Source organism: Vulcanococcus sp. CPBay_Sum15L08_68, assembly GCF_017855895.1.
In the GTDB taxonomy this organism is placed as follows: domain Bacteria; phylum Cyanobacteriota; class Cyanobacteriia; order PCC-6307; family Cyanobiaceae; genus Vulcanococcus.
Genome location: NZ_JAFMFX010000015.1, coordinates 1 through 11,797, shown reverse-complemented (window position 1 = coordinate 11,797; position 11,797 = coordinate 1). Strand labels below are relative to the sequence as shown.

Annotated in this window: 9 protein-coding genes; 4 read left to right on the top strand and 5 right to left on the bottom strand. The window is 65.0% G+C overall.

The window, feature by feature from the left end:
• The first annotated feature begins 1 nt into the window (after position 1).
• The gene (locus QZ189_RS04090) at positions 2-1,321 is read left to right on the top strand and encodes a glycosyltransferase (RefSeq protein ID WP_296421032.1); all 1,320 of its coding nucleotides are present in this window, start codon (positions 2-4) and stop codon (positions 1,319-1,321) included.
• On the opposite strand, the gene QZ189_RS04085 is transcribed toward QZ189_RS04090, so the two are convergent.
• The 5 genes from QZ189_RS04085 to tig form a co-directional block, all read right to left on the bottom strand.
• Positions 1,306-3,132 (bottom strand): DNA polymerase III subunit gamma/tau, encoded by a 1,827-nt coding sequence (locus QZ189_RS04085; RefSeq protein WP_296421030.1) that lies wholly within the window; start codon positions 3,130-3,132, stop codon positions 1,306-1,308. The genes QZ189_RS04090 and QZ189_RS04085 overlap by 16 nt on opposite strands.
• Positions 3,133-3,141: 9 nt before the next feature.
• Positions 3,142-3,846, bottom strand: a complete 705-nt coding sequence (locus QZ189_RS04080) for a lecithin retinol acyltransferase family protein (protein WP_296415418.1) — start codon at positions 3,844-3,846, stop codon at positions 3,142-3,144.
• A 6-nt stretch (positions 3,847-3,852) separates the two neighbouring features.
• Complete coding sequence (clpX, locus tag QZ189_RS04075) at positions 3,853-5,208, bottom strand: ATP-dependent protease ATP-binding subunit ClpX (protein ID WP_010313906.1); 1,356 nt, start codon at positions 5,206-5,208, stop codon at positions 3,853-3,855.
• Positions 5,209-5,309: 101 nt separating this feature from the next.
• Entirely contained in the window at positions 5,310-5,990 is a 681-nt protein-coding gene (gene clpP / locus QZ189_RS04070) for an ATP-dependent Clp endopeptidase proteolytic subunit ClpP (protein ID WP_029626062.1), read from the bottom strand.
• A gap of 38 nt (positions 5,991-6,028) precedes the next feature.
• Complete coding sequence (gene tig / locus QZ189_RS04065; protein WP_296421027.1) at positions 6,029-7,477, bottom strand: trigger factor; 1,449 nt, start codon at positions 7,475-7,477, stop codon at positions 6,029-6,031.
• A gap of 430 nt (positions 7,478-7,907) precedes the next feature.
• Here tig and QZ189_RS04060 point away from each other — a divergent pair, with 430 nt between their 5' ends.
• From QZ189_RS04060 to QZ189_RS04050, 3 genes are all read left to right on the top strand, one after another.
• Positions 7,908-8,987 (top strand): aspartate-semialdehyde dehydrogenase, encoded by a 1,080-nt coding sequence (locus QZ189_RS04060; protein WP_296415409.1) that lies wholly within the window; start codon positions 7,908-7,910, stop codon positions 8,985-8,987.
• Entirely contained in the window at positions 8,984-9,901 is a 918-nt protein-coding gene (gene dapA / locus QZ189_RS04055; RefSeq protein WP_247476638.1) for a 4-hydroxy-tetrahydrodipicolinate synthase, read from the top strand. The genes QZ189_RS04060 and dapA overlap by 4 nt, the downstream gene beginning before the upstream one ends.
• Positions 9,902-9,986: 85 nt before the next feature.
• Positions 9,987-11,797 (top strand): ribonuclease J (locus QZ189_RS04050; RefSeq protein ID WP_296421025.1); only part of this gene is annotated, 1,811 nt, incomplete at its 3' end.

Here is an 11,797-nt window from a genome sequence, read left to right as displayed (position 1 = left end):
CATGGCCGCTGGGGGCACAGCCACAGGAGCGCGCCGACTGCAGGCCTCCCTCTTTCTCCTCTGCTGTTGCGGTGCGGCAGCGGCTCCCCATCGTCTGCCTGCCTCCCAGGCCCTCTGGCCTGCCACGGCCCTGACGCTGCTGCTGGGTCTGTACGTCCTGCGCGCTGTCTTTCTTCCAGCGCTGAGAGGTGCGAAGGCGGAAGGCCCAGCCGTCTTGGAGGCGTTGCCCGCCGTTGATCTGGTGGTGGCAGCCCGCGATGAAGAAGCTGTGATTGGTCGCTTGGTGGAGCGACTGGCCGCCCTGAGTTACCCGGCCGATCGCCTCAAGATTTGGATCGTCGATGACGGCAGCGAAGACCGCACCCCAGAGGTCCTGAGCGAGTACCAGGCCCGTTTCCCTCAGCTCCAGGTCCTGCGCCGTCCCCGCGATGCGGGCGGCGGCAAGTCGGGTGCTCTGAACGCGGTGCTGCCGAACCTCCAGGGGCGTTGGCTCTTGGTCCTGGATGCCGATGCCCAGTTGCAGCCGGATCTGCTGGAGCGTTTGGTTCGCTTTGCCGAGCAGGGCGGTTGGTCCGCCGTGCAGCTGCGCAAGTCCGTGGTCAATCCCGACCTCAATTGGCTGACCCGCGCCCAGGCCATGGAGATGGCCCTCGATGCCGTCATCCAGCAGGGCCGACTGTTCTCCGGCGGTGTTGTTGAGCTTCGGGGCAATGGTCAACTGCTCCAGCGGGAGGCGGTGCTCAGCTGCGAAGGCTTCAACGAAGCCACCGTCACCGATGACCTCGACTTGAGTTTCCGTCTGCTGGTGCAGCAGCAACCCGTTGCCCTGCTCTGGGATCCCCCGGTGCAAGAGGAGGCGGTGACCGCCTGGAGTGCCCTCTGGCGCCAGCGGCAACGTTGGGCCGAGGGGGGACTGCAGCGTTTCTTCGATTACTGGCCTCAGCTGACCGGAAGCGAGGTCTCTGCGGCGCGCAAGCTCGATCTGAGCTGCTTTTTTCTGCTGCAATACGCCCTGCCCGTGATGGCCGCAGCCGATGCCCTCACGGCCCTGATCACGCGCACGCCACCGCTGAGTTGGCCCCTGTCCTTTGTGGCCTTTGGCCTCTCGGGCGGAGCGATTTTGGCGGGCTGCTCCCGCCGTTCCGAAGGACCGGACCTACCCGCGATGGGCCCGATCAACCTGGCCTGGGGCATTGCCTATCTGGGCCACTGGTTCGTGGTGATTCCCTACACCACCCTCCGGATGGCGCTGCTACCCAAGCGGCTGGTCTGGGCCAAGACCCTGCATGTAGGGGCTGAGCCTGATCAGGCCGCGGCTTGATCGTCGCTGAGTTCCGGCAGGGGATCCTGCAGGTCCACCACTTCGCCGTTGAAGAATTCGGCGAGCCGCTTGGCCTGGTCATCGATCAGCCCATGGGGTTTCCGTTCAGGCGGCGCTGCTGGTGTTGCTGCCGGTGCTGCTGACGTGGGTGCCGGAGTCGGAGCCTCAGCTGGAGCTGGAGCTGGAGTCTGGGGTTGGGGAGGGGTAGCAGCAGCTGGAGGTGCCTGCGGAGGCTCCGGTGGTGGCGGCGGTGTCTGCGCTTGAGGCGCGGGAACGGGTGGGGCCGGCGCTACGGGTGCTGCGGGTGCGGCGCCGGCCTCGAGAACCACCTGCCTTGGGCTGCCCAGGGCGGAGGCGACGGCTTTCTCCAGCAGGGGTAGGCGGCTCTGGACCATGGCGGTCCAGTTGCCGGCGACCTGAACGACGGCGCGCTGGCTGTCGAGGCGGGCCAGGGAGGCCTGCTGGGAGAGGAGCATGCGGGTCGAGGGCAGCTCCAGCCCCGCCAGGATCTGCTGCCAGAGGGCGGCCAGATCCGGGGTCTCCGTGCTGGTTGCCGTGACCGGTTCAGGGGCAGGAGCGGCAGCCGGCGGAGCTATGGGCTCAACGACGACGTCTGGGGCAGGCGGTGCGGGAGCCGGGGCTGCTGGTGTGGGGGCTGCCGCCTGCGGGGTCGGGCGGGGGCTGGTCGTGGGGACACTGGTGGCGACGGCGACGGCGGGTTCAGCCAAGAGACCCAGGAGAAGCACCTCAAGCCAGAGCCGGGGCTGCACGCTTTGGCGCAGTTGCTGTTCGCTGCCTTTGAGTTGCGCCTGCCAGCGCAGCAGGGTCGCTTTGCCGATGCTGCGGGCGAGGTCCGGCAGCTCCCCTCGGATTTGGGGCGAGAAGCTCGTGAGCTCCAGGCGATTGGGGGCAACCCCCGCGAGCACCAGATCCCGCAGCAGGCCGGCCATTCCCTGGAGCACGGCACCGGGTTCGCGGCCGCGCTCGAGCAGGTTGCGGATCGCTTCGATCACCCCCAGCGGCTCGGCCCCGGCGAGGGCCTGGGCCAGTTGCAGCAGTTCCTGCTCGGGCACGGCCCCCAGCAACTCCCAGACCGCCGTCGGTTCGACCGGCCCGGGTAGCAAGCTCAGCTGATCCAGCAGGCTTTCGGCATCCCGCAGGCCCCCCTGGGCCCGCTGGGCCACCACATGCAGGGCTTCTGGCGTGATTTGGATGTTCTCTTCCTTGGCAATCCAGCTCAGGTGCTGCTCGAGGGCATCGAGGGGAATGCGCCGGTAGTCGAAGCGTTGACAGCGGCTGAGGATCGTGGGCAGCACCCGCTGCGGGTCGGTGGTCGCCAGGACGAAGACCACCCGCGGGGGCGGCTCCTCCAGGGTCTTCAGCAGGGCGTTAAAGGCCGCGGTCGAGAGCATGTGGCACTCGTCGACGACGTAGACCTTCCAGCGGGCCTGAACCGGGGCGAATCGAGAGCGTTCAATCAGCTCGCGGATGTTGTCGACCCCGGTGTTGGAGGCGGCGTCGATCTCGATGACATCGAGGGCATTGCCGTTGGCAATGGAGGTGCAGAGCTCACAGCTGCCGCAGGGCTCTGGGGTCGGGTGATCCGAGCTGAGGCAGTTGAGGGAGCGCGCCAGGATGCGGGCGCTGGAGGTTTTCCCCGTTCCTCGGGGACCACTAAAGAGGTAGGCCGGCGCAATGCGACCGGAGCGCAGGGCATTGCCCAAGGTCGCGGCGATCGCCTCTTGCCCCACAAGCTGGTCAAACCGCTGCGGGCGGTACTTGTGGTGGAGCGGTTGGTAGGCGGCCGGCATCGCTGGAGGCTACTGGCCCTCGACGCCTCTGTTCGGGTTTGAATCCTGCTGCTGATCTGTCAGGAGGCGCTCGAGCTTGGCTTCCATCTCCTCCACCTCGCTCAGCTGATCCGCCAGGGTCTGAGCAGCCAGGCGCAGTCGCTGGAATTGGGGTTGCTCAGCTCCGGCCCCCCAGCGCTCTTCGGCGCGGGACAGCTCGGACTCCAGTTTGGTTTGCAGCTTCAGCCGCAGGGCATCGAGTTGCTCCAGGCTGCGTCTGACGAGTTCGCGTCCCTTCTCCAGCTGGCTCGCCTCCAGGCGTCGCCCCTGACGCAGGAGCAGCTTGGCGCCGCTCAGGACCGCAGCAGGCATGAACTGGCCCAGGGCGAGGGCCCCCCAGCTGCCGGCCTGGAGGACCTCCTCCACCTGGGCGCTGCGATGGCGTCCGGTTTTGCACCAGTGGGCGAAGTGTTCGCAGTTGTTGAAGAGCAGGTTGTAGTTCTGCTCCCCCAGTCGCCCCATGGCTCGGCGCAGGGTTTGCCCTGCCGGCAAACAGGCCCCCTCGGGGTAGGACACCACCGTTAAGGGCTGGCCGCGGCTGAATGCGTCGAGGGGGCTGCGCAGAATCTCACGCCCCTCGAGGTAGTGGGCGACGCTGCCGTCCCCGAGGTCGATGCCGTGGTGATTGAAGAGGCCGTGCTGCCGCGGCACCTCAAGGTGATCAGCGGCAGCCACGGAGCCCTAGGCCGATTCCTGTTGCGCGGACTCGCTGCCCGGAAGAGGGAGGATCTTGGCCTGGGTGCGTTCCTCCACCAGGGCCCGGGTGACCGTGAAGGCCTTGGTGCTCTTGTCGGACGGCAGCTCGTACATCAGGTCGAGCATCAGTTCCTCGACGATCCCGCGCAACGCCCGGGCGCCGGTCTTGCGGCGGTGGGCCTCGGCGGCGATGGCTTCAACGGCCCCGGGCTCAAACTCCAGCCGCACGTCGTCCATGCTCAGCAGCGTCTGGAACTGCTTCACCAGGGCATCGCGGGGCTCGGTGAGAATCGCCTCGAGTGCGTGGTTGTCGAGGGGCTCGAGCACGGCGTTCACCGGCATGCGGCCGATGAACTCGGGGATCAGGCCGTACTTGACCAGGTCGTCGGGCTGGAGGTGGCGCAGGACCTGGGCGGCCTGTTGGTCCTTGCTCTGGCGGCCGCGGCGGCCGCCTTCGGGGATGAAGCCGATGGCGTTCCGGCCCATCCGGCGCTGGACCACGTCATCGAGGCCGACGAAGGCACCACCGCAGATGAACAGGATCTGGCTGGTGTCGATCTGAATGCAGTCTTGGTAGGGATGCTTGCGGCCCCCTTGGGGGGGGACGTTGGCCACGGTGCCCTCCAGCAGTTTCAGCAACGCCTGCTGAACGCCCTCCCCGGAGACATCGCGGGTGATCGAAGGGTTCTCGCTCTTGCGGGCGATCTTGTCGATCTCGTCGATGTAGATGATTCCGCGCTGGGCCTGGTCAACGTCCAGGTCAGCTTTCTGCAGCAACCGCAGCAGGATGTTCTCGACGTCCTCCCCGACGTAGCCGGCTTCGGTCAAGGTCGTGGCATCGGCCACGGCGAAGGGCACATCCAGTAACTCGGCCAGGGTCTGCGCCAGCAGGGTTTTGCCGCAGCCCGTGGGGCCGATCAGGAGGATGTTGCTCTTGTGCAGCTTGGTGGCGGTTTCGTTGCTCTCGCCCTTGCCGTCGCCCTGCCAGGCCAAGCGCTTGTAGTGGTTGTAGACCGCAACGGAGAGGACCTTCTTGGCTTCCTCCTGCCCCACGACCTGGGCGTCGAGGTGGGCCTTGATGTCTTGGGGTTTGGGGATTTCGGCCAGCGTCGGAGCAGGCTTGCTGGCTTTTTTGGCGGGAGCTTTGCCCTTGGCTTCCTGGGCTTGGCGGCCAGCGCCGGCGCCACCATGGCCCTCAACCAGCTCTTCGTCGAGGATCTCGTTGCAGAGATCGATGCACTCGTCGCAGATGTAGACGCCAGGGCCGGCGATCAGTTTGCGCACCTGGTCTTGCGACTTCCCGCAGAAAGAGCACTTCAGGTGGGCGTCGAACTTGGCCATCGGGCAAGGGCTGTGGCGGCGTTGAGCGGGAGGGCTTCGGGGCGGTGTCCCGAAACTTCAGGATCGGTGCGATCCAGCGCTTCGTCAGCCGTCCTTAAGGATCAAACCGGGGTCGTATCGGTGACGACACGATCGATCAGGCCGTATTGAACCGCTTCTGCCGGGGAAAGGAAGTAGTCGCGGTCGGTGTCTTCAGCGATTTTCTCCAGGGGTTGGCCGGTGTGTTCGGACATCAGGCCGTTGAGGGTCTCCTTCAAATAGAGAATTTCCTTGGCCTGGATTTCGATGTCGACAGCCTGTCCCTGGGCTCCGCCAAGGGGTTGGTGGATCATGATCCGCGCGTTCGGGAGCGCCAGGCGCTTGCCCTTGGTGCCGCCGGAGAGCAGAAAAGCTCCCATGGAGGCGGCCAGGCCGTAGCAGATGGTGACGACGTCGGGCGCGACCTGCTGCATGGTGTCGTAGATCGCCAGACCCGCTGTCACTGATCCCCCAGGGGAGTTGACGTAGATCTGAATGTCTTTCTCGGGGTCCTCTGCCTCGAGAAACAGAAGCTGGGCAACCATGGCGTCGGCCACCTGGTCATCAATGCCGCTGCCCAGAAAGATGATGCGTTCCCGCAGCAGACGGGAATAGATGTCAAAGGCCCGATCGCCTCGGCCGGATTGCTCAACCACGGTGGGGAGCACACCCGGTGCAGCGGTCGGACCAGTGACGATCGAGGATTGGGGCCCTTGGCCCAGCCAGCGGTTCTGGATTGGGTGAGGAGTGCTGGCGTTGATCACTCGGCCGGACTGGAGTCAGTCCGGCCAATCTATGGGGATCAGGCCTCGGTGGTGGTCGCCTCGGCGTCGTCGGCCTTGGCTTTTTTCTTCGCAGCCGGCTTGGCTTTGGCCTTGGGCTTCTCCTCGGAGGCCTCAGCCGCCTTCTCCGTGACGGTGGAGTTGCTCTCGAGCCAGCCCAGGAGCTTCTCGCGCATCAGATCCTCCTGAACCGCTTGGCGCAGACGGTTGGGATCAATCCGGGAGCTGTCGCTGAAGCCCCGGCTCAGTTCCTTGACCTTGGCGTCGATCTCGCTGGCTTCCAGTTCCAATTTCTCGGCCGCGGCGAGGGCCTTGAGGGCCAGGCTGCGCTTGAGGCGCTCCTCGGCTTCAGGGCGGGAGCTTTCGCGCAGGCTTTGGATCAGCTGAGGGGTGAAGAGCTTTTTGACGTCCATCCCTTGCTGGGCCAGTTGGCCAGCGGTTTGCTCCAGGAGGGTGACGATTTCCTCTTGGACGAGGGTCTCGGGCAGTTCCACCTCCAGTTGCTCCACCAGGGCGGCGAGCAGGGCGTCGTGGCGGTTGGACTGGTGGCGGCGCTCGGCGTCTTCCTTCAGCCGGGTCTCCAGATCGCTGCGCAGTTCGGCCAGGGTTTCTTTGTCGCTGGCCTGCTGGGCGAAGGCGTCATCGAGGGCCGGCAGCTCACGGCTCTTCAGCTCGCTCAGGGTGATGTCGAAGCTGGCTTTGCGGCCGGCTGCATCCTCCTGGGCGTAATCCTCGGGGAACTCGCACTTAATGGTTTTGCTGTCGCCAGCCTTCATGCCGATCACCCCTTCCACGAAGCCGGGGATCATGCGGCCCTCTTCCAGTTCCACCTCCATGGCGTCGCCGCTTCCGCCTTCGATGGCTTCGCCGTTGTCGCTGTAGGTGCCCTTGAAGCTCAGGACCGCCACATCACCGGCGGCCGCGGCGCGGCCTTCGACCGGCACCAGGGTGGCCATCTGACGGCGGGACTGCTCGATCAGCTCATCGACGCGAGCTGGATCGAAGCTCACGGATTCAGCTTCAGCCTTCAGACCTTTGGTGCTCTTGAGCTTCGGAGTGGGCTCCACATCCATCTCAAGGGTCAAGGTCAGTTCTTGACCGGGCTCAAAGCGCTCGAGCAGGGACTCGAAGCCACCGTCCAGGGCGGGTTGGCCGATGGCGGGGATCTCGGCTTGCTTCAGGGCGTCCTTGAAAACGCTGTCGACCAGAGACTCCAGGGCAGTGGCCCGAATCTGCAGGGGGCCGATTTGCTGCATCAGCACAGCGCGGGGCACCTTGCCCTTGCGGAAGCCGGGGAGTTTCACGCTGCGGCTCAGCTTCTCGACAGCCGCGTTGTGGCTCCCTTGGGTGCGTTCACCAGGAACGGCGATCTCGATGGCCATCCGGCTGCCGGGACGGGCGCTGGTGCTCAGCTTCAGGTCTGCCTGTTTGGCAGTGGCTTTACTGGCGGTGCTAGCGGCAGGGCTCATGGATGTGATCGAGACGGCGGGCCGATGGGTCGGCTGGGGCAGCCCACGATCCTAATTAGTCACCTGTGACGAGCTCCAACAGGGCTGTACGCCCTCGGCCTTGGCCACGTATTGTCTTGAGCAAGAACCAGTGACCTGAAGAGTTTTGTGGCGGTGTCCCTCGGGACTCCGAACAGCTTCTGCAGGTTGTGCATCCGCCTTTACCGGGATGCTCCACCGTTCGTCTTTCTCGGTCTTGGGTTCGTTGATCGCGCTCACCGTTGATTTTTCGCTCCACCTCTTCTCTCCTTCCACCCCCCTCTGCTGATCGACGCTTCTGATTCAGCCTTTCCCCGTTTCAGCCCTTCTCTCTGTTTGACGGATTCCGCCTCCGAGTGAGGCCCTGTTCAGATCCCAAGGCATAGAGCTCTCCTTATCCCTTGCACCTCCGTTGACTTCCACCGACGTCCGTTCGCTACCCAGCCGTCCCCTGCATGTCGCCGTTCTTGGGGCGACGGGTGCCGTCGGCCAAGAGTTGTTGACCCTGCTCCAAGAGCGGGCGTTCCCCGTCGGTCAACTCACCCTGCTGGCCTCGCCGCGTTCGGCCGGACAAACCCTGGAATGGAACGGCCAGGTCCTGACGATTCAGCCCGTGAGTGCTGAGGCCTTCGCGGGCGTTGATGTGGTCCTGGCTTCGGCCGGTGGCTCCGTGTCCAAGCAGTGGGCGCCTGTGGCGGCTGCGGCTGGTGCAGTGGTCATCGACAACTCCAGCGCCTTTCGCATGGATGCTGGGGTTCCTCTGGTGGTGCCAGAGGTGAATCCCCATGAGGCCTTCCGCCATCAAGGGGTGATCGCGAATCCCAACTGCACCACGATTTTGATGACCCTGGCCTTGGCGCCTTTGGCCGCCCGCCGGGCCATGCGCCGTGTTGTGGTCAGCACCTACCAATCCGCCAGTGGTGCCGGAGCCCGTGCCATGGAGGAGCTCAGTGAGCTCAGTCGCACTGTCCTCGACGGTGGCACGCCCATGAGCAGTGTTCTGCCCTACTCCCTGGCGTTCAATCTCTTCCTGCACAACTCTCCTCTTCAGGACAACGGCTACTGCGAAGAGGAGCTCAAGATGGTCAATGAAACCCGCAAGATCATGGGTCTGCCGGATCTGCGTATTTCGGCCACCTGCGTTCGCGTTCCGGTTCTGCGGGCCCACTCCGAGGCGATCAACATCGAGTTCTGCGAGCCCTTCCCCGTCGAGGAGGCGCGGACGTTGCTCAAGGACGCCCCCGGCGTTGAGCTGATTGAAGACTTCAGCTCGAATCGCTTCCCCATGCCCACGGACGTCACCGGGCGTGATCCGGTGGCCGTTGGACGTATCCGCCAGGACCTCAGCGAACCCAACGCCCTCGAGCTCTGGCTGTGCGGTGACCAGATCCGCAAGGGGGCGGCCCTCAACGCGATTCAGATCGCTGAGTTACTGCTTGATCCGGTGGCCGCTGCCGCCGCTGCTCAGGCCCCAGCTGGAGCGTCGGCATGAGCAAGGCCTTGACCCCAGGCGCCCACTCCCCTGCCCCCTTTGGTCGTGTGATCACCGCGATGATCACTCCCTTCGCGGCCGATGGCTCGGTGGACCTGCCGATGGCGGCCAAGCTGGCGAGCCATCTGGTGGATCACGGTTCCGATGGTCTGGTGATTTGTGGCACCACCGGCGAGTCCCCCACCCTGAGTTGGGATGAACAGCACCAACTGTTCTCCGCCGTGAAGGAGGCCGTCGGTGCCCGCGCCAAGGTGTTGGCGGGAACGGGCAGTAATTGCACGGCCGAGGCCGTGGAGGCCATCGGTGAAGCGGCAGCCCTCGGTGCCGATGGCGCCCTGGTCGTCGTGCCCTACTACAACAAGCCTCCCCAGGAAGGCCTTGAGGCCCATTTCCGGGCCGTGGCCCAGGCGGCGCCCCAGACGCCACTGATGCTTTACAACATTCCTGGCCGCACCGGTTGCAGCCTCAATCCAGAGACCGCCGCACGGTTGATGGATTGTCCGAACGTGGTCAGCTTCAAGGCCGCGAGCGGCACGACTGAGGAGGTCAGCGCCCTGCGTGCGGTCTGCGGCGAGCGTCTGGCGATCTACAGCGGTGACGATGCGCTGACGCTGCCGATGATGGCCGTCGGCGCCGTTGGTGTGGTCAGCGTGGCTAGCCACATTGCAGGCGATCAGATCCAGCGCATGGTCCAGGCCTTCCTGGCCGGAGAACTCAGTGCCGCCCTGGCCGTGCATGAGCAACTGCTTCCGCTCTGCAAGGCCCTCTTCTGCACCACCAATCCCATTCCCGTGAAGGCGGCTTTGGAACTGAGCGGTTGGCCCGTTGGTGCCCCACGTCTTCCTTTGGTTTCTGCATCGAGCGATGTGCGCGAACAACTCACCTCCGTCCTGGCAGCCCTGCGTCCCACTTGACGCCAAGGCCGACCTGACCTGTTGCTGAGCAACCCCTTTCTCAACGTTTGTTCCCCGTGCGGCTGAGCCGCCTCCCCTTTTCTGAATGACTTCTCAAACCCCTGGCCGTAACGGCGCCGCCAAGCAGCCCCACCTGCGGGTGATCCCCCTCGGTGGCCTGCACGAGATCGGCAAGAACACCTGTGTGTTCGAGTACGGCGACGACATCATGCTCGTGGATGCCGGCCTGGCCTTCCCCAGTGATGGCATGCACGGCGTGAACGTCGTGATGCCCGACACCAGCTATCTCAAGGAGAACCAGAAGCGCATCCGCGGCATGATCGTGACCCACGGTCACGAGGACCACATCGGTGGTATTTCCCACCACCTCAAGAACTTCAACATCCCGGTGATCTATGGCCCCCGGCTGGCCATGTCGATGCTCCAGGGAAAGATGGAAGAGGCCGGCGTCACCGACCGCACCACCATTCAGACCGTGGGTCCGCGGGACGTGGTGAAGGTGGGCCAGCACTTCTCGGTGGAGTTCATCCGCAACACCCACTCGATGGCGGACAGCTTCTCGCTGGCCATCACCACTCCGGTGGGGACAATCATCTTCACGGGTGACTTCAAGTTCGACCACACCCCGGTCGACGGTGAGTATTTCGATATGGCCCGCCTCGCCCACCACGGCGAGCAGGGTGTCCTCTGCCTGTTCAGTGACTCCACCAACGCTGAGGTCCCTGGCTTCTGTCCTCCTGAGCGCTCGGTCTTCCCGGCCCTCGATCGCCATATCGCCCAGGCCGAAGGCCGGGTGATCATCACCACCTTTGCGAGCTCCATCCATCGCGTCGCGATGATCCTCGAGCTGGCCATGAAGAACGGCCGCAAGGTCGGCCTCCTGGGCCGCTCCATGCTCAACGTGATCGCCAAGGCCCGTGAATTGGGCTACATGCGCGCTCCGGATGATCTGTTTGTCCCGATCAAGCAAATCCGTGATCTGCCCGATCGCGAGACCCTGTTGCTGATGACCGGTAGCCAGGGTGAGCCCTTGGCTGCCCTGAGCCGCATCTCCCGTGGCGAGCACCCCCAGGTGCAGGTCAAGAGCAGCGACACGATCATCTTCTCCGCCAGCCCGATCCCGGGGAACACCATCTCCGTGGTGAACACCATCGACCGGCTGATGATGCTGGGCGCCAAGGTCGTCTACGGCAAGGGCGAGGGCATCCACGTCTCTGGCCACGGCTTCCAGGAGGACCAGAAGCTGATGCTGGCCCTCACCCGTCCCAAGTTCTTCGTGCCGGTGCACGGCGAGCACCGCATGCTCGTCTGCCACAGCAAGACCGCCCAGTCCATGGGCGTTCCGGCCGACAACATGCTGATCATCGACAACGGAGATGTTGTTGAACTGACGGCCGATTCGATCAAGAAGGGCGAGCCCGTCAAGGCGGGCATCGAACTGCTCGACGCCTCCCGCAATGGCATCGTCGACGCCCGTGTTCTCAAAGAGCGTCAGCAGCTCGCCGACGACGGCGTCATCACGATGCTCGCCGTGATCAGCACCGACGGTGTGATGGCAGCGCCTCCGCGGGTCAACCTGCGGGGCGTGGTCACCGCCGCGGATCCCCGCAAGCTCAGCCTCTGGACCGAGCGGGAAATCACCTGGGTGCTCGAGAACCGCTGGCAGCAACTGTCCCGGAACACCGGTGGCAAGGCTCCCGAAGTGGACTGGATGGGCGTCCAGCGCGAAATCGAAGTGGGTCTGCAGCGTCGCCTGCGCCGCGAACTGCAAGTCGAGCCGCTGATCATCTGCCTGGTGCAGCCCGCCCCTGGTGGCACCCCGGCCTACAAGGGCCGTGCGGATGCAGAGCCCGACACCCGTCCGGCCCCCCGCGGTCGCCGCGACGGCAACCGTGA